Origin of the sequence: Streptomyces beigongshangae (assembly GCF_019710745.1) — a bacterium.
GTDB classification, from domain to species: domain Bacteria; phylum Actinomycetota; class Actinomycetes; order Streptomycetales; family Streptomycetaceae; genus Streptomyces; species Streptomyces beigongshangae.
Window position 1 is genome coordinate 1 of the sequence record NZ_JAHKJW010000060.1, and the last position, 21820, is coordinate 21820.

Genomic DNA, 21820 nt, shown 5'->3' on the forward strand with positions numbered 1-21820 from the left:
ACGCGGGCACAGCCCCTGAACTGCCCAGCACTCAGAACAAGCACCGTTGCAGTACTAGCTCAGACACCAGCCGCAAAAGTGGCTACGAGTGACGCTCAGGCCATGGGGCGATGAGGGTGCTGACGCGGTTCGCGTACTCGCGGCGGGCCTTGTGCTGGGCCGGGATCGCTGCGGGGGCGTCGAGCGGCTGGCAGCGGCCGAGGAGTTGGCGGTGGACCGAGGGCGCCGCGGGGACGTGGAGGGTATAGCCCTGGCCGCGCCGTACGGTCACGCCCTGGTCGAGCGCGGCCCGCTCGGCGGGCTCCAGTTCGGCCGCGCGGAGGAAGTCGGCGACCTTGCCCGGCATGTCGAGGGTGACCGCGGTCTCCGGTGCCGGGGGGTCCTGGCGATTGTCGGTGTGCTCGGGCATGAGGTCGGCGACGGCTGTACGGATGGCGCCGCGGCTGACGTGGTGGTCGCGGGCCAGACCGGCGGTGGACCGGCCGCCCACATACGTGGCGCGCACGGCAGTCGCCTTCGCGGCCGTGACGGCCAGGCGGGGTCCGTCCCGCTGGGACCAGCTCTGTCACCGCCCCTTGCACATCCGGTCCCAGCAGGGTCTGCAGGCTGCGCACCGACCACGCCGTCATAGTGCTGTTCGGTGTTCAGGCCGTCCTTGCGCACTCCTCCTTCGGTGCTCATTTCTCCGGGTTCGCGAGCCGAGTGACGTGGCGGACGATGCGCGTTGCGCGAACGGTGTCGTTGCTGGCGGTGGTCACGTCGAGAAGGATCGGGTATCGGGCGGAGCTCCCCAGGGCGAGGAACGCTGTTTCAGCGCCGGGAGTTGCACGAAGCGCGGTAAGAAGGTCACCTGGAACGTCGATTGTGGCGGAGCCGGCGTAGGCCCGTTCCCAGCGTCCGTCCGTGCGGGCACGCTCGATCTCCGCGCGGCCGCGTTCGCGCATGCGGCCCGACTCGATGAGACCGGCCACGAGTGCGACGTTGCGTTTCGACCACAGAGATCGGGGACGACGCGGGGTGAAGTGCTGACGGTAGGTGGCAGAGTCGATGGCGTTCTTACGTCCGTCGATCCATCCGCTGCACAGGGCTTCCTCGAGGGCCTGTGCGTATATGAGCGATGTCGGGGTGTGGGTTCCCTTCTTGGCGAGGATCACCCACACGCCGTTGCTGGTTCCCTCGTTCTCGTCTAGCCATGCGCGCCAGGCAGCGGCATCGGTGACAGTGAGTTGAACGGTTGACGAGGAAGCGTTCATCGTGGCCCTTTTCAGGTGGCAGTGCGGTCGCCGATGGGGCGTCGTCGTAGTGTTGTGTGCGCGAGAGCCGGCGGGGTGTAGCTGACATCGGTCACGCCGGTGTCGGTTCCCGGCGGTGCGATCTCATCGATCCGGTCGAGGACGTCGTCGCTCAGGCTGATGTTCGTTCCTGCGAGGAGGTCGTCGAGCTGCTCAAGGGTGCGCGGTCCGATGATCGCCGATGTCACGGTTGGGTGTGCCATGACGAACGCCATTGCGAGGTGGGTGATCGAGATTCCCGCTTCGTCAGCGATCGGTGCGAGTTTTTCCACGGCGGCGAACTTGGCTTGATCGCTCATGTGGCGTGGCCCCCACATCGCGCGGCTCGCAGAGACGGGCGTGTTCTGCCCGGCACGGTACTTGCCGGTCAGAAGTCCCCACGACAGAGGGCTCCAGGTGAGCACGCCCATGCCGTAGCGTTCAGCGACGGGTAGGACGTCACGTTCGATGCCGCGGGCAAGGATCGAATAGCTTGGCTGTTCTGTGCGGAGCCGCGCGAGCCCGCGGCGCTCGCTGATCCACTGCGCTTCGACGATGTCCGAGGCAAGGAAGCTGGATGAGCCGATCACTCGTACCTTCCCGCTGCTGATCAGATCGCTCAGTGCCGAGAGGGTCTCTTCGAGGTCCGTCGCCGGGTCGAAGTGGTGAATCTGGTACAGGTCGATGTGGTCGACGTTGAGCCGGCGCAGCGACTCCTCGACAGCCGTGAGGATCCAGCGTCGTGAGGCGCCGCGTCGGTTCGGGTCGTCGCCCATCGGCCCGCTGAATTTCGTGGCGAGCACGACGTCGTCGCGTCGCCCCTTCAGCGCGGCGCCGAGGATCGACTCCGTCTCGCCGCCGCCGTACACGTCGGCGGTGTCGATGAAGTTGATGCCCGTGTCGAGGGCGCGGTGCAGTATGCGTCGACAGTCGTCGGGGTCGGGGGTGCCAGCTGGACCGAACAGCATGGTGCCGAGGCAGTAGGGACTGACTTTGAGACCGGTGCGGCCAAGGGTGCGCAGTTTCATTGTGGGACTCCTTCGTGCGGGCCGGTCACTGCCAGAGGGTGAGGATGGTGCTTGCCGTCACGGTGCAGACGGCGAAGTAAGGTGCGTTGATCAGCGTGTACAGCAGCGGGCGGGGGAAGTTCGGGTTGATCGCGATGGTCAGCGTCTGCGCGATGAGATAGCCGATCGAGATGACGAGTCCGAAGCCGATGCCGGCGCCGGCGGATTCAATTTCGAGGGCCCGCAGGAGGACCGCGCTGGTGATGACGACGAGCAGGCTTGAGACCAGCGGTCCGACGACGAAGATCGGGCCGGGCTTCGGCAGCTCGCGGTTCTCGTTGCCGAGCGCGACCTTGTAGGGCTTGGCGACGATGACGCTGAAGTAGAGACCGCCGAGGACGGCAAAGACGAGTGTGGCGACGATCACGGCGAACCAGTTGATCTCGGACAGGGCAGCGAGCATGAGTTTTCCTCAGCGGTGACGAAAGCGAGAAAGAAGGAACAGGAAGCCACGGCGCGGATCGGATCGGCTCCGCGCCGCGGCTTGGCGGGGTCAGGAAGCGGAGGTGACGCTGACGCTCCACGTGACGCCGAAGCGGTCGGTGAGCATGCCAAAGCCTGCGCTCCACGCCGAGGCGGCCAGCGGTTCGACGATGACGGCGTCGACGGCGAGGGCGTCCCAGTACTTCTGAAGCTCGTCCAGGCTGTCGGAACCGATGGAGACGAACAGTGCCTGGTCGGTGATGGTGGTGTTGTTCTCGCGGCGGGTCGTACCGCCGCCGACGATGGTTCCCTCGGTCGCGCCGGGGATGTCGTACCCCATGACCCGGAAGCCGTTTTCCGCGGCGACGTGGCCGAACACGACCTTGTCGGAACCGGGCACCCCGGCCGGCATCCCGAAGTCCGCGTAGGTGTTGATCGCGACCTGCCCGCCGAAGACAGAGTGGTAGAACTCCAGCGCTGCACGCGCGTCGCCACGGAAGTTGAGGTGGGTGGTCGTCTGGATGGTCATCGCTGCTCCTTGTTGGGAAGCCGGCCCGCTCGGGTCGGTACGGAAACTCTCACAGGTGTATAGGTCAGTTTTTGTCCTAGAACTCGGTTACGGTCGAAACCATGACAACGACATCGCGGCTGCTCAAACTGCTGTCGCTGCTGCAGACCCGGCAGGACTGGCCCGGATCGCTCCTTGCGTCGCGGCTGGAGACCAGCGACCGCACTGTGCGACGGGACATCGAAAGACTTCGAGAGATGGGGTACAGCATCCAGGCCACGATGGGTCCGGACGGCGGGTACCGGCTCGACGCCGGCAGCGAGTTGCCACCACTGCTCTTCGACGACGACCAGACCGTCGCGGTCGCCATCGCCCTGCAAGCGGCGCCCGCTGTCGGGGTCGGGATTGAGGAAGCAGCCATTCGCGCCCTCGCGACGATCCGGCAGGTCATGCCTCCACGGCTCCGACACCGCCTCGACGGGCTCGAGATCACCACCATCGGTCGCGCCGGCGACGCTGCCCCCATGGAAATCCCGACAGACGTTCTCATCACGCTCGCGAACACGATCCGTGTTCGTGAAGTGCTCCGCTTCGACTACGCCCCTCGCGGTGCCGCGGACGATGACCAACAACTGCGTCCGGCTCGCCGCGTGGAGCCACACCACCTCGTCACCTCGCACGGTCGGTGGCATCTCGTCGCCTGGGACCTCGACCGCAACGACTGGCGCCTCTTCAGCGCCGACCGCATCACACCGCGCGTGCCCACCGGGCCGCGCTTCACTTCGCGAGTGGTACCGGGCGGCGACGTGCAGGAATTCACTGCAGCACGCTTCAAAGGATCCGACGTCAACGAATGGCCATGCCGCGGAACTGTGATCCTGCATCTGCCTGCGCACGACGTCCTTCCGTTCGCCGGCGACGGCACAGTCGTGGCACTCGCCGAAAATCGATGCAGCCTCAAGGCCGGTTCATGGTCGTGGGGAGCACTCGCAGCCTCGTTCGGGCGGTTCGAAGTCCCGATGGAAGTCGTCGAGCCTCCCGAACTGACCGCAGCCTTCGCCACACTCGCCGAGCGCTACGCGACCACCAGCAACGGCGCCGTGACATAGACATTGCGGAATCGACCGAGTCAGGCAGTGCCCGCGCCTTGCTGCCCGTGGTCGCCGCCGGTCGCCTGCTGTAGCCCTTGTCTTCCAGGACATGACCGGGCCGTACGCGGGGGCGGCCAGGACCGACGCGGGGCACCCGTATCGCCTCCATCACGGCGGTGAACTGGGTGCAGTCGTTGGTGTTCCTGCCGGTGAGAACGAAGGCGAGCGGTCGGCCGACAGCATCGCAGACCAGGTGAATCTTGCTGGTCAGTCCACCTCTGGAGCGGTCGAGCGCCGGGTTTCGGAGCCTTCTTTTCGGGCCCCGGCCGTATGCTGGTGGGCTCGGACGATGGTGGAGTCGAGCGATACCAGCCAGTCGACCTCACCGGCCGCATCCGCCCGCGCCTGGGCTTCCCGGAGCATCCGCTCGAAGGTGCCGTCCCTGGCCCATCGGCGGAAGCGAGTGTGCAGCGTGGCCCAGGATCCCTACCGCTCGGGTACGTCCCGCCAGGCCGTGCCCGTCCGGAACTTCCAGGCGATTCCATTGAGGACCATCCGGTCATCCAGCCGCTTCCGCCCTCGCTCCGACCGAGGCAACAGAGGACGGACGAACTCCCACTCGGCATCGGCCAGTTCATGGCGACGTATCACCCGACCATGATCCACCACACGAGATCATTTGGAGACATCTCCGCGAGGGGTCAGCTGATCGGCAGCGTGCTGTTTTCCTGTCGGGAGGCTGTGCCGAGCAATGTACGTGCGACGTCTTCCAGGGATCCGAGCAGCGGGTTTAGGTCGCCAGCGCGCGTGACGAGCACGAGCTCACAGGGATCGATGTCGATGACGGGCACCAGGGCGATGTCCTCGCGCACAGCAGCGCGTCGATCGGCGGCAGGGAAGATCGCGACACAGTGGCCGGTGGCGATGAGTTCCAGCTTGTCCTCGTAGCTATCGTCGATCGCGGGCGGGGGTGGTGCCGGGCGGTCGTCGACCGGCTTGGGCGTGCTCCAGACAACCGGGGTGCTGACGCAGGCCACCAGTTCCTCGTCCGACAGAGCCCGCAGGCTGACGGCTTTCTCGTTCGCCAGATGATGACTCGCCGAGGTGACGAGTACCCGCGATTCCTGATGGAGCTTGGTCACCCGGAAGCCGTCCGTGGGGAAGGGCAGGGGCCTGTACACAACGAGGGCGTCGACCCGCCCCTCGGCGAGGGCGCGCGTGTCCCGCCAGTCGAGGTGCCGGGTACGGACCTGGCCGTCGGGGTGCCGGCGGCGCAGTTCCTGCACACAGGCGGTGATGACCAGTCCTTCGGCGCAGCCGACGGTGACGGTACGGGGCTGGACGGCGGCTCTGGCCGCGCGAGCGGCTTGCTCGGCCTCTTGGAGCAGTATCCGGGCCCTGGGAAGGAATGCCTGACCGGCCTCGGTGAGGCTGCTGCCCTGCGGCGAGCGGTCGAAAAGCCGGACACCGAGCTGAGCCTCAAGTCGCTGGATCTGGCGGCTCAGCGACGGCTGTGCCAGGTGCAGCTTGGTGGCGGCCCGGCCGAAGTTGCCGTACTCCGCCACAACGGTGAAATAGCGCACGAGCCGGAGATCGACGTCCATTCGCTCAGGGTACGTCGCGCGTCGTCATACGCCTGGGGCATGACGGCATACGGAACAGGTCTTGGACAGGGTGTGCGGGTAGATATTGGCTTGAGGGCATGACCACTTATGACGGCAAGAAGATCGTGATCACGGGCGGAAGCAGCGGTATCGGCCTGGCTACGGCCCAGTTGTTCGCGGACGGTGGGGCGCACGTACTGATCACCGGCCGCACCCGATCCACTCTGGACGCCGCGCTTGAGCAGCTGGGGGACAAGGCGGTCGGCGTCCGCAGCGACGCCGCGTCCCTGAAGGACATCAAGGCGCTGGCCGGCACGGTCCAGGGGCGGTTCGGTGCGGTGGACGCGCTGTTCGTCAACGCTGGCGTCACCGAGTCCGCACCGTTCGACTCGACGACGGAGGAGATGTACGACACGCTGTTCGACATCAACACCAAGGGCCCGTACTTCACGGTGCAGGCGTTGGCGCCGCTGTTGCGCGAGGGAAGCGGCGTGGTCCTCACCACGTCGGTGGTGAACGTTCTGGGCCTCGACACGCTCAGTGTCTACTCGGCGAGCAAGGCAGCCCTGCGGTCGATGACGCGTACCCTGGCCCGCGAGCTGCTGCCGCACAAGGTGCGGGTCAATGCCGTGAGCCCCGGCCCGATCGACACGGGCATCCTGGACCGCTCCGTCCCCGCCGACGTCGCCGAGACGATAAAGGACACCTACCGGAGCACCAACCCGATGCAACGGCTGGGGATGTCCGAGGAAGTGGCCGCCGCGGTGGCGTACTTGGCGTTCGGTGCGACCTTCTCGACGGGAACGGAGTTCCCTGTCGACGGAGGGGCGTCGCAGCTCTAGGCCCAATGCCGTTGCGTTACGGGTCTGCGGGTTGGGGTCGTGTGATGCGGATGACTCGGGTGCCGGTGCGGGTGGGCTGTGGCCAGGCGTGGTGCTCGGCCCGTTTGAGCCAGTAGTTGGACATCTTGCGCTTCACGACACGAGGCTGGCTGCGGAGCCGTCTGGCGGGCAGAAGCCTTTCCAGAAGGTCCTCTTGCAGGACGTGCAGTGCTCTCACCAGGAGCTCAGGGGGGAAAACCGCCCGGGGTGGCAGTCACGCTGCGCCGGACGGAGCGCAGGGTTTCGGTGAACGAGAGGCGGTCGGAGTCGAGTTCACGGGTGGCAGCGGTTCTCACCATGAGCTCGCGCAGTGCGTGGTGGACCAGGAGATGGGCCCAGATCTGCTGGAGGACCCCGTCGGGTGTCTTGCTGCTGAGAACGACCTTCGCGCCGCGCTGGTAGGTCTTGAGCTCGGCGAATACCGCTTCGACCTCCCAGCGCTCGCGGTAGGGCGCGGCCAGCTGCCGGGCCGGATAACGGCGGGGATCCAGCAGGGTGGTGACCAGCCGGTAGTCGCCCGCCGCGGTGGCAGGACCGGTATCTTTGAGCTGGTGGGCCAGGACGCGCACCCGCACCGGATCGCGTTGGGCCCGGTCGGTGCCGGCGTGGATGTCGGACAGCCAGGATCCGTCCCGAAACAGTTTGCGCACCGGCAGGACGCGGTTGGCCGACACGCGCCACAGCAGGTCGGCGCCGGTGGCGGTGAAGGCCCGCCACAGCGGGACGCCCAGGAACTCACGGTCAGCCAGGATCAGCTGGCCTGCGCTGCAGGAGCGGGGCAGGCGGCCCACGAGGGTCACTTCACCGGTGCGGCAGCCGGCGAGTTCCGGGTCAAGCACCGCGTGAGTGCCTACTTCCACCAGGGCTGCCATCCGCACCTGCACGAAGGCACTGCGACCCGTTCCACGACCGTTGCCGGGACGGCCGAAAGCCACCTGGTTGGCTTCGGTGTCGGCGACGTCCCAGCAGGTCCCGTCGACGGCCAGCAGCCGCAGGCCCCGCCAGAACGTTCCTGGCGTCGACTCGGTCGCCATCGGCTTCGCAGTCGCCGCGACCAGCACCTGCAGCGGCTCGGACCCCAGCCGCTGCCGGGCTCTGAACAGCGAGGACTTCGCCGGAACGTGCCACTCACCCAGCAGCCCCAGCCCTCGCAGACCCGCCACCAAGTGCCGCATGACCTCCAGATACGGAGCAGGCGAGAACAGCGCCAGCCCCAACACGAAGTACACCACCAACCGCGCAGGCAGCAGACGCTTGCGTTGCTCGACACGTCCGCACGCGGCCACCACCCGGTCCACCAACCCTGGCGGATACACCCAGGTCAACAAGCCCAGACCCGATAAGTCAGAAGCACTCGCAGTCATCCGCACCCCCCGGCACCGACTCCCAACCAGCCTACGCCCACGACAAAAGCAACGGCATTGCCTCTACACCCTGACCTTCATGGAGGAGGTGTCCGCGCGACTGGGGTGGGCGTGGGAGCCGCGCGAGGTGACCCCGGGCCGCCGGCCCGTCATGGACATCGCCGGGATCGACCGGCGGCTGATCGGCTGGTAATCGACCCGTCGCCAGCAGATCGTGGACGCCCTGTCCGTCCTCACGGACAGGTACGAGGAACGGCAGGGGCACGCGCCGGGGGAGCGGGCCGGCTACGTGCTGGCCTGCCAGGCCGCCGACCAGACCCGCCCGCCCAAGCGCACCGAGATGCTCTCGCTGGCCGAGCTGCGGACGCGGTGGCGCGCCGAGAAGACACAAATGTCGATCGGGAAGATCATGGCCGTGTCGGCCGCTGCCTTCGCGGCCTGTACCGCACTGGTGCTGGCTCCGACGTCAGCTACGGCCGAGACCTCCGACGCTACCGGCATCCTCAGCTGCACCCACCAGTGGTCGAATCCCGACGACACCGGCGAGAAAACCATCACCCGCAATGCGGTGAACATCCGTTCCGGCCCGCATGCGGCAGCCGGCTCGGCGTGCAGCGTCGTGGGAACGCTCAACACCAACGACAAGGTCTTCTACCACTGCTACACCACCACGCAGAACGAAGGCACCTGGACCCATCTGCGCAAGAGCGGCACCACGCTCAACGGCTGGGTGAAGGACACCCTGCTTCCCGGCAACGGCAGCAACTATCCATGCTGACCAAGCACTGATCGCCTGGACGGCCGGGCAGGCCGGCTCCACGTAGTCGCAGGCCCGCCGGATCTGCTCCGGGGCGAGCTGGGGCACCTTGGGCGACGTCGTCTCCATGACGCTTTTTTGACTGTTCGCACGCTGGGTGCCTGCTGCACCCGGTCGAACCCCTACGGTGCAGCCCTTGGCCCGTGGATGGATTTCGGAGCCGGGGTGGGGCACTGCTCGTGATGTCCGTCACGGACGAACCGTTCGGTCAAGGGGCGGTCAAGGGGTAAAGCGGACACCGCGAGCCGGAATGACCAGGCCGCGGACAAGGTGTGATCCCGCAGGCTGTTGTCCGTCCCGCAATGTGCTGGAGTGCGCGCGGGACGGGCAACAGCCGCCTGCTCCGGCCCTGATGCCGGAGAAATGCGAGGGCATCGTGCCCACGCCGGCCGTGCCCGGTCCCGCCGCCCCTTCCTGCTGCGCCCGTTCGGGATCCCAGAGCCCTGCCCGTCGCTCAGACCTCGCCGACCGGCCCGGTCGCGCGCCACCCCGGGTGCTGGGCAAGTCCCGGTGAGCTCCTGCCGCTGGCACTTGTGGTCCCACTGCCGATGCCACTTCCGTGCCCGACGCCCGACCACCCGGTATTTCCCCTTGTCAGAGCAGTTTTTCGCACCCTTCCCGGATTGTCACAACCCTCTTTTCTACTCCTGAACCTGAAAGGAAAGACAGGGGAGGAGATCATCGGGTCCGGGGGCCCGCCGCCCGTGACGGCGCGGAACACGCTCCCGGCTGCTGTGTGGTCGCGGCTGCGGGGAGGGCAAGCCTGATGGCGGGGAAGAGGAAGACGAACGAGGCGGGATCGACCAACGACCTGCGCGCAGACGTGCTCAGAGGATCGCCGTGTCTGCGGCCTCGGCTGCGATCGTCGGCCCTTCGTCTGTTCCCCTCGTTGTTCGAGGATGATTAGCCCACCGCTGGAGACACGAAAATCTATGTTGGCCAGAGTAGACATTGGATGGGGGTGTGGGTACTGTTTCTTCCGTAGCCGAGATCGAACAGGCCCGGCAGAGATGAACTGCCGGGGGCAGTGCGTAGTTCGCAGTGCGGTGCGGCTGTGGAGTTCCGGAGCCAGGGTTTTTGCTGGACGGTGACGGGACTGACGGTCGGACCGGGTGGCCCGCAGTGGTCAGGGGCCGCCATGAGCAGGACCGCAGTGCACGCAGTAGCGGTATCCGAAAGTGAAGTACGCAGGATCCAGCAGCGCAGTACGAGAGCAGCACCTCGGTAAAGGCGTCGGCTGCGGGCGCGCGTGCCGGGAGGTTCGGCAGTGGGGTTCCAAGCCAGAGCAGACGCAGGACAGGCGACGGGGCTGGCTGCCGAAGAGTGGCGCTGTGACAGGCCACGGAGCAGGTCACATCACCAGCAGTACGCAGTGGAGCAGTACCAGCATTGAGGGAAGGAACGGAGGAATTGGGCGCCGTCAGGATCGCCCGGACGGTTTGTTGAGTCCGGGTACCGCAGGACATCGATAGTGAGGTGGTCTCCGGTCGAGCAACCGCGATCCCCGCATCCCCGGCAGCAGTTCAGTCGGGTGTGCGCACACAGAAGGTCGGCGCAGTAACAGGGCCGGCAGATGGTGTAGCAGTTCCTTCGGGCCCTGGCGCCGTACGGCGCCAGGGCCCTCCGCGTATTCCACGGAGAGGTCAGATGACAGCAGACGACTCCTTCGGCCGCCTCGACGACGATGACTACCCCGCCTACACCATGGGCCGGGCCGCTGAGATGCTCGGCACCACCCAGGGCTTCCTGCGCGCCATCGGCGAACACCGCCTGATCACTCCGCTGCGCTCTGCGGGCGGACACCGCCGCTACTCCCGCTACCAGCTGCGCATCGCCGCGCAGGCCCGGGAACTCGTCAACCAGGGGACCCCCATCGAGGCCGCCTGCCGCATCATCATCCTCGAGGACCAGATCGAGGAAGCCCGGCGCATCAACGCCGAACACCGCCGCACCGCAACCCCGCACCCGGCCGGCGTCTGACCTGCTCTCTTCCGCCGATATCAAGAATATGAGCGCATGATCGCCTGGATCAGGGCTCCCCGGTGGCTGTATACGCCGTGCTACATCGCGCTGGGCTGGGTGGCCGTCTTCAACCTGCCCGAATTCGCGCACGCCGACGGCACCGCGGTCGTCGTACTCGTCGTCACCGGCGGTCTGCTCCACACCGCGGGAGCCGTCGGCTACGGTCTCAAGCGCCCGTACCCCTCACCGGCCTGGTTCGGCTTCCCCCGAGGTCTTCCGCGCCCTGACCGTCGCCGCCTCCACCGTGCACTGCACCGCCATCCTCCTCGCAGCGACCTGACGGTGTTAAGTATCAGGCAGCAGTCAGGTCCGGTGGTGAAATGTGATCTGCCCGGGTACCGGGGTCGGAACAGGTCTTCCAGTCTTTCCGGGCGAAGTCCCTGAGCGTCATCGAGCAATGGAGGAGTCGCTGTGACCGTAGGAAGGCCGGACGCCGGGCGGGCGGCGCGTCCCCTTCAGAGGGAAAGCGGCCGGGGCACAGCGGTAACTTTGGCGGAGACGTTGGAGGCGGCGGAGGCCGCGGCGCCCGTGGAGTCGCTCGATGTGGTCGCGCGCATGCTCAGGGAGCGATGCCGGCGCTGGACAAGGAGGGGCAGTTGGACTCGGTGACGGAGCTTGCGCTGCCGTCGATGCGCTGTGCTTGGGGGGCGCCGATCTTCTCGTAGTCGCCACCGTAGAAGGCCCAACGGGCAGGGGAGCCGTTGACCTCCAGGGTCGCGTCGACTCGGTTGACGTTCAGGGAGCTGTCTTCGTCTTTGCTCGCGGTGAAAAGATCTCCCGTGGCGGGGACGGTGAGGACCCGGAACTTGCTGCCGGAGAAGACGGCGAACGTGGAGGGCCTGGTCTTACCCTGGGCGGTGCACTGCTCGGTGCAACCGGTGATGTTCATGACGGCATCGATGTGGCCGAGACCGGCGAGTGCAGGAACGGCGCTGAGCTGCCGAGGACTGCCCATATCGTCAACGGCCAGGCCTTTGTCGTCCAGGCTCGCCTCCACGGTGGCGAACCGGTCACCGCTGAAGACGTAGTAGCGGTAACTGGTCCGGCCCGCGGCGGACAAGCCGAAGGGGCCTCCCCGGGTGCCCCCTTCGGAGGGCCCTGGGGAACCCCCTTTGGCGCCCGGCACCCGAGGCCGGAGGAAAACCCCTTGTCAGGGCCGCAATCGGTGCGAAATCTGCGCTGTCACAACCCTCTTCTCTCCTCCGGATGTCCGTATTGGAGGAGAGCATCGGATCCCGGGGGCTCTCACGGCCTCCCAGGCCGGGCGCGGCCAGCGGCAGCAGCCGCGTCAGTTGGCCGGCGGCCAGCCGCGAGCGATGAGGGAGCAGAGCTGATGGCGGGGAAGCGGAAGGACAACCTGGCGGGGTCGACGAACAGCTACCGCGGCGACGTGCTGCGCGTTCTCGGAGTCCTGAAGGTGGCCACGGCTGATCAGATCCAGCGGATCGGTGCTCCGCACCTGACGTTCCGGCACGCCGGCAAGCCGACCCCGTCGAAGTGGAAGCAGGCCCGCACCGCCTCGCACACCGCCGCGCTCTGCGACATGCGGGGGCACGGCCTGCCCGAGAACGGCGGCTCCACCGAGACCGGCGACGCCCTGCGCAACCTCACCCCCAAGGGCCTGCAGGCCGCCTCCTACGAGCTGCAGCGCCCGGCGGGGGAGATGGGCTCCACCGCGCGCGGCGCGGGCTCCAGCGGCGCCTGTCACCCCATGGCCGTCAACGAAACCGTCATCGCACTGCTTGCGCCCGAGGCCGGACATGGCCAGGCTCACCGACGACCCGCCCCACGTCCAGGCCGCCGTCCGGGCCGCCGTCGTCGGCGCACCCCGCGGCATCGGCACCCTCGCCTCGTACGGGACCGAGGTCCCCCTGCCCGCCACCGGCACCTGGAACGCCCCCGGCAGGGGCGGCGCCCGGGCCGACATCGTCGTGACCGCCCCGCAGGACCGGGTGCCGCTGCTGTTCATCGGAGTCGACAACTGCCACGAGAGTGCCGAGGAACTCGCCGGCAAGCTGGAGAAGTACATCCGGTTCTTCCTGCGGAAGGTGAAGGACACCGACGGCCGGAGCGCCCGATGTGGCGCACCCGCTGGCCCGCTCCGGACACCTGGTCCGGCGACGCGACGTTCCCGCCCGTCCTGCTGGTGTTCCACCGCATCGGTGAGCGCAACCCCGACCGCACCGTCCCGCACCTCATGGAGCTGACCCGTCGCCCATGGCAGGGCGAGCGGCAAAAGGGCGGGCACCACCACTACGACGGGAGGCTCCCGATCATGGTCACGAGTCCGCCGACACCAGCCGCGTACGAACGAGCGCTCGCAGCATCGCGGCGCCCGCCCCCACCGCTGCGAGGTGCAGGACTGCCGCGAGCGCAAGGTTTTCCGGCAGGGCTGCGTTGGCCGGCTGTGCGACTGCCAGGTACAGGGTGAACGGAAGCTTCCAGCCGCTCCAGGCGAACAACGAGCCCGAGCCGAGCCACCCGAGCACCATCGGGCCCCACCGGGGGACCCGTGCGGGCCGGCCCCGGACGACAGCCCATGTGGCGGTGGACGCTACGAACGCCCACGTTCCGAAGACTCCGGACAGTACATGCCAAGCGAGGTCCCGCTCACCTCGGTGGGCGACACCTGCGGTGCCGCCCACCGCCCAGTACAGCCAGACGAGACCGACTACGGCGCCGACCACAGCCATCCACGGCAGCATCCTCGTCGAGCCCTCCCCGCCGTCCCCGAGCCGGCCCGCGAACGCGTCCGGCCAGCGCCGCCGCAGGTAGGTGGGTAGCGCGATGGCCAGACCCAGCCCCATACCGACGAATCCGATCTGGACCAGAGCGGCCTCCCAGGCCGGCATCGATGGGCCGGCGTCATTCCCGCTCTCCACATCGCCGTCCGCCGATCCCAGCAGCGAACTGAGAACTGCGTACGGCAGCACCGGGACGAGGAATCCCGTCCCGACCCAGGCGCAGAAAGCCAACGGCGTTCCCGGTATGCGCATCCCCCACGGCCGCACCAGCGCGAGCGCCACCGCGATCCCGGTCCCTGCCATACCGATCGTTGCGCTGTTGAGCACCACCCACTCCGCCTTGCCGAACCCGGTCCCGACCGGCAGCAGCCCCAAGAGCGAACCGACCACCCACGACACCTTGATCAGCAAGTAGGGCGTCAATGCCAGCGCGGCCCCGTACGCCGCAGCCCGTCCGACTCGATCCCACCGATCCACGTGAACCCCCGTTCGAGCAATGGAGTTCAAGTCTCATCCACCCCTGTCCCCGTGGGCGTCACCCCCGGGACGCATCCATGTCATTACTCAGGACGAGTGAGAATCAGCCGTGAGCGTTTGACCCACGGTCGCCGGACATGGCCCCCCTCAGGAACTGGCGAGTGCGGTTGGCGACCCAGTCCGGATCGCGTACGGGCGTCGGCACCGGCTCCTGCGTCTTGGCGGCTGGGTGCGCATGATGCGCCAGCTGGTGCGCGGTACGGTGACGGCGGGCGCACCGGCTGCTGGAGCCACACGGAGCGTGCCCTGCTGACCTACGACCAGGTCCGCGCCTACGGGCTGCCCGCGACCGAGGGCAAGCACGACGACCCGCGCTGGCCGGCCTTCGCCCGCCGCTACGGCTTCGACCCGGCCCGCCCGGTGCAGCGGGAGGTGGAGGCGCTGGAGCCGGCCGAACTCCAGCGTCTGGTCCTGGCCGCCGTCGACCTTTGCGTCGACCAAGCCGTGCTCACCGCGCGCATCGTTCAGAAGGACCGCCAGCGCCGTCGGCTCGAGGCGTTCGTTGACACATGGGAGCCGGACCGCTCGCCGCCCGCCGGCTCCGCGTAGTCACACGTGCTGATCTGGGCAGCTGCGCCGTCAGCGGGCCGTCCTGAGGACCGGTGTCACATTCGCATCGATTGGAGCGGCTACCACCTCGTTTAGCACGTAGCCGGACCCAGGAACAGTCTGCGACCCCCGAGCTCAAGCAGGCCCTCACCGACAAGACCGTCCCCTTGGACGTTGCCCGCGCGGTCGGGTAGCTGCCAGCGCAGCAGCAAAGCGCTACTGAACGTGTTCTGGAAGAGCGTGCCGCGAAGAAGCAGCAGCGGACGAAGAAGAAGCAGGTCCCGCGCGGTCCTGTACACAGGAGACGATCACTCAGGTCTTCCAGCCCGCCGAAGAAGCGAAAGCTCCTCCAGGCCCGAAGCCGGAGGACCTACCGGCACTGGTGCAGGAACTGTGTAGCCGCTTGACCAGTGAGCAAGTCAAGAAATTGATCGAACTGCTCATGGACTGACTCTGCGGGGGATGCTTACGCCGTAAGAGCTCGTAACAGGATCTTGCGTGTCGGGGCTGGTCGGGTGTGGCGGGTGGGACGATCCGGCTGTTGTGGTGCGTGAGCAGGCGGCCATGGATTGCGGACGACAGCCTTTGGGTGCGGTCAAGCCGCTACTGCGGCTGAGCGCCGCGTGGTGTGCACCGGGCAGGATGTGCGGGTGAACAGGACTAGGACCGGCGACAACAAGATCATGAAGGAGCTGATCGGACGGTATCCGGTGCCGTGACCGGCTCTGAGACCTCCTCTCCCCGCGCAGCGATCAGTGGTCCCAGCAGTTGCGTGCCCGGCCCCACCCGCCCGCCGGGGCCGGGCAGTTGCGTCGTGTCGGCCACCGTGAGCGGCTCCCGGCAGGCGTCGCAGGCCACGACCGGCGTGGCCAGGTGCCCGCAGGCATTGTGGCGGATCCGGGCGGGCGGCCCCGCGGGCCCCGCGTGCCACTTGTCGCCCCAGGCCATCAGCGCCAGCAGGACGGGGTAGAACTCCCGCCCCTTCTCGGTGGCCACGTACTCCTCGCGCGGCGGGCTGTCCTGGTACCGCTCCCGCGTCAGCACGCCTTCCTCGACCAGACGGGCCAGCCGCGCGGCGAGGACCTTGCGGGACAGGCCGAGGTCCTGCGCCAGCTCGTCGAAGCGGCGGAGGCCGACGAGGACGTCGCGCATGATCAGGGCCGTCCAGGCGTCGCCGAACAGGTCACTCGCGCGGGCGATCGAGCACGCGACGCCGGAGAGGGGGGTACGGGTCACGCTCCCATTGTATGGCCGATGGGTTCCCTGAGGGAACTCACCGATGTTAGGTTCCCTCAGGGAACCTGACCTGGAGCGTCGAGGGAGCCTGCCATGCCCATCGCCCCGCACATTGAACTCGACTCGGCCGGGCCCGCGGCCGTCGACGGCCGCCACATCCGGGCCCTGACCTTTCAATCCGCACGGCTGGAGTACCTGCGGCACGTGCTGTCGGAGCTGAGCCTCGCGGCGGTCGGCAGCCGGGCGCTTGTCGTCGGCAGCGGGCGCGGCCTTCTGGCCCGCGGCCTCGCCCGGTTCGGGTTCGAGGTCGTCGCTGCCGACCCGTCCCCCGCCGCGACGGCCCTCGCCCTGGACGCGGACGACGGGCTGGGCATCACCTACCTGACGGCCCCCGCAGAGGAACTCGGCCTGCCGGACGGCTCCTTCGACCTCGTGTACTGCGCCGACACCCTCGAGATCACCGAACAGCCGGACGTGGTCCTCGCGCAGGCGGCGCGTGTGCTGCGCCCTGGCGGGGTCTTCGTCTACGACACGGTGAACCGCACCCCGGTGTCCCGCCTCGTCTACCTCGGTGCCTTCCAAGCCTTCCCGGGCACACGGATCATGCCCCGCGGCCGTTATGCCGCACACCGGCTGCGCCGCCCGGCGGAGCTCGAAACGGCCCTCGACCGGGCGGGGCTGTCCGCGAAGGACGTCTCGGCGTTCAGGCCGCGCGACGTACGCAGCCTGGTGCGCGCGACGCGCGGGCGCAGGCGTGGCACGCTCACCGACGACCAGCTGCCGGAGCTGGTCGACATGGTGCTCGAACCGGAAGGCACCCCGGTGGTGACATATCTGGGGTATGCGATCCACCAGGCATGAGCCACCCCCCGGCCCCGGGTCGGCCATCCCAGGCGCACAATCAAGATCAGGTTCGGGGCGAGGACGAGCCGCAGATACTCTCCGGCCGGGCCGCACTGCTCCAGATGGCCGGTACGCGCGGGTGAGAAGCGTGCCGTGCTGCCTGCGCGCCCTGCATCATGTCGGACCGGATCCAGGTTCGTGCAGGTCCAGGAAGAGGCGCAGTCGCACGTGGGCCTTGACCCCGGGTTTTGGACACCGGAGACACTTGGATCTTGATGGTCCAGGAGAGACGGAGTCCCTGTGGGGGTGAAGCATTACCCCGCCGAGTTCAAGGCGGACGCGGTCACGTTGTACCGCTCGAGGCCGGGAGCGACGATCAAGTCGGTCGCCACCGATTGAGGCTGATCCTTTGGAGTGGACACCCTGACAATGGATCTTGATGGTCCAGGGAGGAATGTCCAGGTAGGACGGAAGACTCCGTATTCGGAGGGGTTCCCGGAGGATGCCGTCGCGCTGTATTGCGCGTCGGGCGATAAACGGACGCATGCGGCGGTGGGGTGCTGGGTGCGTGTGGCGGGTACCCGGCCCGAGGGTCCCCGGGGGTCGGGGAGGTGCATGGAGGGGGAGGTGGACGGGGTTGTCGTCTCGGTACGGGTTGGCCGGTCGTGTTCTGGCCGCCGCCGGCGGTGATGCACGGGAGCTGCCGGGGCGTTTGTGTGAGGTGCTGTGTGAGGGGGTGCCGGTGGACGGGGCGACGTTGTCGCTGATGACACACACTCCTGCCCGGTATCTGTTGGGTGCCTCGGATCCGGTGGCCCGGAAGTTGGAGGAGGTGCAGTTCCTGACGGGGGAGGGGCCGTGTGTCACCGCGGCGGCCACCGGGAAGCCGGTCGTCGTCCCTGATTTCCGCCGGCCGCTTGAGCGGTGGCCGTTGTTCGAGGCCGGCCTGCAGGCTCCGCTGGCCCGGATGGGGGCCGTGTACGCCTTCCCCCTGGCCATCGGTGACCAGGTCCTGGGTGCTGCGGATCTCATCCGCCGTGAGCCGATGACGCCGGACGAGGAGACCGTCGCAGAGATGGCCACGGCCGTGCGGATGACGGCCGCGGTCCTGCTGCCCGCGCTGCCGGCCCTCCTGCCCGGATACGGCCTGTCGCCCGAGGAGACCGCCAGGGCCGACAGGGCCGGCGCTCACTGGGACACCACCCATCAGGCCGCAGGGAAACTCGCCGGCCAGCTGGGCATCTCCACGCAGGAGGCACTCGCCCGACTCCGCGGCCACGCCTTCTCGACCGGGCGTTCCCTGCCCCACGTCGCGCAGGACGTCCTTGGTCCACCACGCGACCAGCCCGACACCTGAGCGCAGCTCGGGCCCCGCACACCTGTCGAGTGCCGACGCCTGCCCGATACGGATCCGAGAGGGTTTGCACACAGGCACTTATGTACGAATCAGTCGCATCGAAGAGGCACTGCATGGCCGCCCTCACCGCCTGTTCCGAGGGAGGGCCCGCATCAGGGAAGCGGGCCGCTCACCGTTGGCCGCGGAGAGCGGCCCGCCATGGAGATTGGTGCCATCTACAGCCAGGCTGGCGGATCCCAGTAGCTAGCGGGCTTGTTCCTGATGATGCGTCGGATTGCAGCGATCATGTCGTTCACCTCCCTTCGTCGGCGCGGGCCTGACGGGGGTCTTGAGGGTGCGTCGCAGGACGAAGGGGCGGGGGAGGGCGGAGCCGGAGACCAGGGGCCGGGCATCGCCGCCGCTGACGGTCAGGTGGGCGCCCTGTGCCAGGACGTCGACCGCCCCGGTGATCATGCTGTGTGCGACGGCCGCGCCGGCGCAGGTGAACGGGCCGGTGCTGAAGGGCAGGTAGGGGCCTTGCTCGCCCGGTTCGTTCCAGCGTTCGGGCCTAAACAGTTCGGGCCTGTCCCAGTGGCGCGCGTCGTGGTGCAGCAGGTAGGGGCTGACCGACAGGATCGTGCCCGGCGCGAACGACAGGCCGCCGAATTCGAGGGCGTGGGGGACGGGCCGGCCGACCATCCACACGAACGGACGGTGGCGCCCGGCCTCGCGTACCAGACCCTCCGCAGTCCACGGCCAGGGCGGGCCGGGAGGGTGGTGCAGGCATGCCAGCAGGAGCGACCACGCGAGCGCATAGCCGATGTTGCCCACGATCGACTGGAACAGCAGCACGTACAGGTCCGTCACGGTCCGGTCGGTGCTCCCTTCGGCGCAGGCTCCGATCACCGCGTCCAGCACGTCCCGCGGCTCGTCCGCTGCAGAGCCCTCCGCCCGGCGGTCCCTCACGTGCTCGGTGATCGCAGCCAGCAGCCCGGGACGCAGCATTTCTGCCCGCACCCGCTGGCGCATGTACGGCTGGCGGGCGGTGAAGCCGCCCGCTACGGCCTTCGCCAGCAGCCGCTGCAATGCCGGCGGGGCGTCGGGGTGCAGCAAGGCACCCGCCGCGCACCGATACACCAGCGCCGGACCTGCTTCGGGCCACTGGCTGGCCGGCCCCAGCCCGGCCGCCCCCTCGGGCAGGCGTTCACGGTAGGCGGGCAGGTGCGCCCGCATCACGTTCCGAACGGCGCGACCGAGGAGAATCTGAGCGGACCGCGAGGGCAGCATGGTCCCGAAGAAGGTGGACATGCCGGTGTGGAAGAGCGGGTCACGCAGCACCGCGAGCGCCAGCTCGGAATCCCTCACGCACCAGGCGCCCCACGGAAGGCGGAATACCTCCGCCGGACTACAGCGGGCGCGGTCCTCGATGTACCCCAGCGGATCACGCCGGAACCGACGCATCTCCCTCACGCTCACCTCGCCCCCCAAGAGTCAAAGGGTCGTTTTCCGAGTCCTCCGCAATCACCGCTGATATCCCCGCTCTGCCCATCAGCGACCTTGCTCAATGCCGCGGCAGCAGGTCTCCACTCGTAAGGGCGAATACCCCTTGGCCTGCTGTCTCGCTGTCAGCGGCGCGCTTATGTACAACCTCTGAGGTGCCAGTGCAAGGTCAACAGCGTCTGCGACACCGCAGGCGGTGCGGTCCTGCTCGACGAACGCAGCGGACGCTACCGGCAGATGAACACCACCGGCGCCCGCGTCCTGCACCCACTGCTGGCAGGTCACACACCCCACACCGTCGCCGACCAGCTCACGGCCGCCCACCAGGCCGCGCCCGCACAGGTGGCCGCCGACATCGAGGTACTGCTGGCCCAACTGGCCGCCGCAGGCCTGACCGAACAGGACACCGTCCGGTGAGCCAGATCCTGGACACCGGACGGCGCCCGCCCCTACAGCGCCGCATCCTGGCCCGCACCGCCGTCACCGCGGCCTGCCTGCCGGCCCGCCGCGGCGCCGAACCTGCCTCCTACGACCAGGCCCTGGCCGCCCGCCACGACGTCACCGCCACCAGCACCCTGTGCTCAGGCCGCTACTGCCTCCAGCGCGCCCTGGCCACCGCACCGCTGTGCTGGCTGCGCGGAGTGTGGCCGACCTGGTGCACCGGGGTACGCACCCCGCCGTTCGCCGCTCACGCCTGGGTCGAAGCCGAAGGCCGTCCCGTCGGTGAACCACAGGACACCACCACCTACCACCCCATGATCACCGTCACACCCAGGAACAAGTCCTCTGCCACGGACTGAGTGCCTGTTTTCGCACACAGACTGCAGTGGCATCACGTTCAGGTGAACGCAACCGTTCAGGGATTCCGGGGAATTGAGGAGGGTAATTTCCGGGCGCAACATCCGTTCTTTCGAAGGAGCTCGAAAATGCTGCTTAGCGCTCTTGTTCCCCTTGGCCTCGGTATCGCAGCCGCATCTGGCATGGTCGTCTCCGCGCTCGGCCTCCTCTAGCGGGTGGTCCGTAGTGGCCGTGAGCGTTCCCGCTTCCTTCTTGGAGAAGGGCGTGTTTTTCGCGGTCGTGCGGAGCGCTTTGCTGATTCCGCGCCTCGGTACGGGCCGGGGAATCACTGTTATGTGGTGGGCCGTCAGCGGTGGAGCACGCTGCTGACGGCCGGACATCTGGTGCGGGGAGCTGGTCGGAGGGATCCGGGTCCAGTTGCCGCATGTGTCTTTTCCAGGTACCCGGGTTCTGCGCTGAGCGTCTCAAGGGCAAGGAGTGGGTGTGGCGGAAGTGTTGCGCTGGTCGGTCGCGGTGGGGTGCTGGGGTCTGCTGGTGATGGCCTGGACGGTGGGTGCGGTGCATGCCGCCCGGCGGGCGCCGCGCAAGCAGGCCCGGTCGCGGCCGGGTGGGATGCTGCCCCTTGCCGTGGTGCCGCTCACCTGGGCCGTGGGCATGCTGTTCCCGTTCGAGCGCTGGCCCGTGCTGCCAGGCGCGCTCGCCACGGCAGCGGCCGGCATGCTGCCACTGTGCATGGCGTTCACCCTGTGGTCCCGGGCCACTCTGGGCGCGATGTGGACTCCCCGGCCCGCGATCCGCACCGGCCACCTTCTGCGCACCAGCGGGCCGTACGCCGTGACACGGCATCCGATCTACACCGGAGTGCTGGCCATGATCCTTTGCACCGCGCTGCTCTCCCGGCAGAGCTGGGCACTGGCTCTGTTCGCCGTGGCGGTGCTCACGCTGACGGTCAAGATCCGTGCCGAGGAACAGCTGCTGCGTGAGGTGTTCGGCCCGGAGTACGACACCTACCGGGCGCGTGTTCCTAGGCTCCTGCCCCTGGGTATGTGGCGGGCGGTCCGGGACACAGATACAGGTGCGGGGGAGACCGGTCCGGCCGTGACCGCCCGAGGACGCTGACCTGCTGAGTCCTGCCCGGCCAACAGTGGGTCCGCCGTGAGCGATACACCCGCCACGCACAAAGGCCGGCACCCCTCAGTCCGCCCCCCGGGGGGCACGGGGTACCGGCC

Annotated in this window: 22 protein-coding genes and 4 pseudogenes; 13 read left to right on the forward strand and 13 right to left on the reverse strand. The window is 68.2% G+C overall.

What is annotated here, in order from left to right; translation table 11 throughout:
- Positions 1-82: 82 nt before the first annotated feature.
- The 5 genes from KM933_RS32205 to KM933_RS32225 form a co-directional block, all read right to left on the reverse strand.
- Positions 83-505 (reverse strand): resolvase, encoded by a 423-nt coding sequence (locus KM933_RS32205; RefSeq protein WP_221358913.1) that lies wholly within the window; start codon positions 503-505, stop codon positions 83-85.
- 172 nt (positions 506-677) lie between these two features.
- Complete coding sequence (locus KM933_RS32210) at positions 678-1253, reverse strand: YdeI/OmpD-associated family protein (protein WP_221358915.1); 576 nt, start codon at positions 1251-1253, stop codon at positions 678-680.
- Between the two features lie 11 nt (positions 1254-1264).
- Positions 1265-2299, reverse strand: a complete 1035-nt coding sequence (locus KM933_RS32215; protein ID WP_221358917.1) for an aldo/keto reductase — start codon at positions 2297-2299, stop codon at positions 1265-1267.
- 25 nt (positions 2300-2324) lie between these two features.
- Complete coding sequence (locus KM933_RS32220; RefSeq protein ID WP_221358919.1) at positions 2325-2741, reverse strand: DUF1761 domain-containing protein; 417 nt, start codon at positions 2739-2741, stop codon at positions 2325-2327.
- 90 nt (positions 2742-2831) lie between these two features.
- Positions 2832-3290 carry a VOC family protein gene (locus tag KM933_RS32225; RefSeq protein ID WP_221358921.1) on the reverse strand — a complete coding sequence of 153 codons (459 nt, stop codon included), beginning with the start codon at positions 3288-3290 and terminating at the stop codon, positions 2832-2834.
- A 101-nt stretch (positions 3291-3391) separates the two neighbouring features.
- Here KM933_RS32225 and KM933_RS32230 point away from each other — a divergent pair, with 101 nt between their 5' ends.
- Positions 3392-4378, forward strand: coding sequence for a helix-turn-helix transcriptional regulator (locus KM933_RS32230; RefSeq protein ID WP_221358923.1), 987 nt, complete (start codon positions 3392-3394; stop codon positions 4376-4378).
- A gap of 70 nt (positions 4379-4448) precedes the next feature.
- On the opposite strand, the pseudogene KM933_RS40745 reads toward KM933_RS32230, so the two are convergent.
- The 3 genes and pseudogenes from KM933_RS40745 to KM933_RS32245 form a co-directional block, all read right to left on the reverse strand.
- A pseudogene (locus tag KM933_RS40745) lies at positions 4449-4736 on the reverse strand (transposase); the annotation flags it as partial.
- Positions 4737-4846: 110 nt separating this feature from the next.
- A complete protein-coding gene (locus KM933_RS40750; RefSeq protein ID WP_430727397.1) occupies positions 4847-5029 on the reverse strand; it encodes a transposase in 183 nt (60 codons plus the stop codon).
- 32 nt (positions 5030-5061) lie between these two features.
- Positions 5062-5964, reverse strand: a complete 903-nt coding sequence (locus tag KM933_RS32245) for a LysR family transcriptional regulator (RefSeq protein WP_221358927.1) — start codon at positions 5962-5964, stop codon at positions 5062-5064.
- Between the two features lie 98 nt (positions 5965-6062).
- On the opposite strand from KM933_RS32245, the gene KM933_RS32250 reads away from it, so the two are divergent.
- Entirely contained in the window at positions 6063-6806 is a 744-nt protein-coding gene (locus KM933_RS32250) for an SDR family oxidoreductase (RefSeq protein WP_221358929.1), read from the forward strand.
- 224 nt (positions 6807-7030) lie between these two features.
- Here KM933_RS32250 and KM933_RS32255 read toward each other — a convergent pair whose 3' ends face one another.
- A complete protein-coding gene (locus KM933_RS32255) occupies positions 7031-8173 on the reverse strand; it encodes an IS4 family transposase (protein WP_260334472.1) in 1143 nt (380 codons plus the stop codon).
- 97 nt (positions 8174-8270) lie between these two features.
- Between KM933_RS32255 and KM933_RS32260 the strand changes: the two are divergent.
- The 4 genes and pseudogenes from KM933_RS32260 to KM933_RS40755 form a co-directional block, all read left to right on the forward strand.
- A pseudogene (locus KM933_RS32260) lies at positions 8271-8588 on the forward strand (relaxase domain-containing protein); the annotation flags it as partial.
- A 2085-nt stretch (positions 8589-10673) separates the two neighbouring features.
- Positions 10674-11006: a helix-turn-helix domain-containing protein gene (locus KM933_RS32265; RefSeq protein WP_221358933.1), complete on the forward strand. Its 333-nt coding sequence runs from the start codon at positions 10674-10676 to the stop codon at positions 11004-11006.
- 39 nt (positions 11007-11045) lie between these two features.
- Positions 11046-11328 (forward strand): annotated as a pseudogene (locus KM933_RS32270) (hemolysin III family protein); the annotation flags it as partial.
- 131 nt (positions 11329-11459) lie between these two features.
- Positions 11460-11618, forward strand: a pseudogene (locus KM933_RS40755) (serine/threonine-protein phosphatase); the annotation flags it as partial.
- Here the strand turns inward: KM933_RS40755 and KM933_RS32275 are convergent.
- A complete protein-coding gene (locus KM933_RS32275; RefSeq protein WP_221358935.1) occupies positions 11608-12108 on the reverse strand; it encodes a hypothetical protein in 501 nt (166 codons plus the stop codon). The pseudogene KM933_RS40755 and the gene KM933_RS32275 sit on opposite strands and share 11 nt — an antisense overlap.
- 700 nt (positions 12109-12808) lie before the next feature.
- On the opposite strand from KM933_RS32275, the gene KM933_RS32280 reads away from it, so the two are divergent.
- Positions 12809-13255 carry a hypothetical protein gene (locus tag KM933_RS32280; protein ID WP_260334473.1) on the forward strand — a complete coding sequence of 149 codons (447 nt, stop codon included), beginning with the start codon at positions 12809-12811 and terminating at the stop codon, positions 13253-13255.
- A gap of 72 nt (positions 13256-13327) precedes the next feature.
- Here the strand turns inward: KM933_RS32280 and KM933_RS32285 are convergent, their stop codons facing one another.
- Positions 13328-14269 (reverse strand): hypothetical protein, encoded by a 942-nt coding sequence (locus tag KM933_RS32285; RefSeq protein WP_221358998.1) that lies wholly within the window; start codon positions 14267-14269, stop codon positions 13328-13330.
- Between the two features lie 96 nt (positions 14270-14365).
- On the opposite strand from KM933_RS32285, the gene KM933_RS39885 reads away from it, so the two are divergent.
- Positions 14366-14878 (forward strand): hypothetical protein, encoded by a 513-nt coding sequence (locus tag KM933_RS39885; RefSeq protein ID WP_260334476.1) that lies wholly within the window; start codon positions 14366-14368, stop codon positions 14876-14878.
- 681 nt (positions 14879-15559) lie between these two features.
- On the opposite strand, the gene KM933_RS32295 is transcribed toward KM933_RS39885, so the two are convergent.
- Positions 15560-16114, reverse strand: coding sequence for a winged helix-turn-helix transcriptional regulator (locus tag KM933_RS32295; RefSeq protein WP_221358937.1), 555 nt, complete (start codon positions 16112-16114; stop codon positions 15560-15562).
- A 93-nt stretch (positions 16115-16207) separates the two neighbouring features.
- On the opposite strand from KM933_RS32295, the gene KM933_RS32300 reads away from it, so the two are divergent.
- Together KM933_RS32300 and KM933_RS32305 are read left to right on the forward strand one after the other, a co-directional pair.
- The gene (locus KM933_RS32300) at positions 16208-16975 is read left to right on the forward strand and encodes a class I SAM-dependent methyltransferase (protein WP_221358946.1); all 768 of its coding nucleotides are present in this window, start codon (positions 16208-16210) and stop codon (positions 16973-16975) included.
- A 526-nt stretch (positions 16976-17501) separates the two neighbouring features.
- Positions 17502-18314 carry a GAF and ANTAR domain-containing protein gene (locus KM933_RS32305; RefSeq protein WP_308013613.1) on the forward strand — a complete coding sequence of 271 codons (813 nt, stop codon included), beginning with the start codon at positions 17502-17504 and terminating at the stop codon, positions 18312-18314.
- A gap of 243 nt (positions 18315-18557) precedes the next feature.
- Here the strand turns inward: KM933_RS32305 and KM933_RS32310 are convergent, their stop codons facing one another.
- Entirely contained in the window at positions 18558-19781 is a 1224-nt protein-coding gene (locus tag KM933_RS32310) for a cytochrome P450 (RefSeq protein ID WP_260334478.1), read from the reverse strand.
- 162 nt (positions 19782-19943) lie between these two features.
- On the opposite strand from KM933_RS32310, the gene KM933_RS32315 reads away from it, so the two are divergent.
- The 3 genes from KM933_RS32315 (at position 19944) to KM933_RS40405 (ending at position 21710) form a co-directional block, all read left to right on the forward strand.
- A complete protein-coding gene (locus KM933_RS32315) occupies positions 19944-20210 on the forward strand; it encodes a lasso peptide biosynthesis PqqD family chaperone (protein WP_221359005.1) in 267 nt (88 codons plus the stop codon).
- On the forward strand, positions 20207-20593 hold the full coding sequence (locus KM933_RS32320; RefSeq protein ID WP_221358957.1) for a lasso peptide biosynthesis B2 protein: 387 nt from the start codon (positions 20207-20209) through the stop codon (positions 20591-20593). Before KM933_RS32315 ends, KM933_RS32320 begins: the two co-directional genes overlap by 4 nt.
- Positions 20594-21074: 481 nt before the next feature.
- Positions 21075-21710, forward strand: a complete 636-nt coding sequence (locus KM933_RS40405) for a methyltransferase family protein (RefSeq protein ID WP_221358959.1) — start codon at positions 21075-21077, stop codon at positions 21708-21710.
- Positions 21711-21820: the final 110 nt, after the last annotated feature.

Bases quoted from the DNA above. Each gene is read 5' to 3' on its own strand.
- KM933_RS32210 (WP_221358915.1), bottom strand. From the start codon at position 1,253: ATGAACGCTTCCTCGTCAACCGTTCAACTCACTGTCACCGATGCCGCT.
- KM933_RS32250 (WP_221358929.1), top strand. From the start codon at position 6,063: ATGACCACTTATGACGGCAAGAAGATCGTGATCACGGGCGGAAGCAGC.
- KM933_RS32280 (WP_260334473.1), top strand. From the start codon at position 12,809: ATGGCCAGGCTCACCGACGACCCGCCCCACGTCCAGGCCGCCGTCCGG.
- KM933_RS32225 (WP_221358921.1), bottom strand. From the start codon at position 3,290: ATGACCATCCAGACGACCACCCACCTCAACTTCCGTGGCGACGCGCGT.
- KM933_RS32215 (WP_221358917.1), bottom strand. From the start codon at position 2,299: ATGAAACTGCGCACCCTTGGCCGCACCGGTCTCAAAGTCAGTCCCTAC.
- KM933_RS32220 (WP_221358919.1), bottom strand. From the start codon at position 2,741: ATGCTCGCTGCCCTGTCCGAGATCAACTGGTTCGCCGTGATCGTCGCC.
- KM933_RS32245 (WP_221358927.1), bottom strand. From the start codon at position 5,964: ATGGACGTCGATCTCCGGCTCGTGCGCTATTTCACCGTTGTGGCGGAG.
- KM933_RS32300 (WP_221358946.1), top strand. From the start codon at position 16,208: ATGCCCATCGCCCCGCACATTGAACTCGACTCGGCCGGGCCCGCGGCC.
- KM933_RS32265 (WP_221358933.1), top strand. From the start codon at position 10,674: ATGACAGCAGACGACTCCTTCGGCCGCCTCGACGACGATGACTACCCC.
- KM933_RS32230 (WP_221358923.1), top strand. From the start codon at position 3,392: ATGACAACGACATCGCGGCTGCTCAAACTGCTGTCGCTGCTGCAGACC.
- KM933_RS32305 (WP_308013613.1), top strand. From the start codon at position 17,502: ATGCGGCGGTGGGGTGCTGGGTGCGTGTGGCGGGTACCCGGCCCGAGG.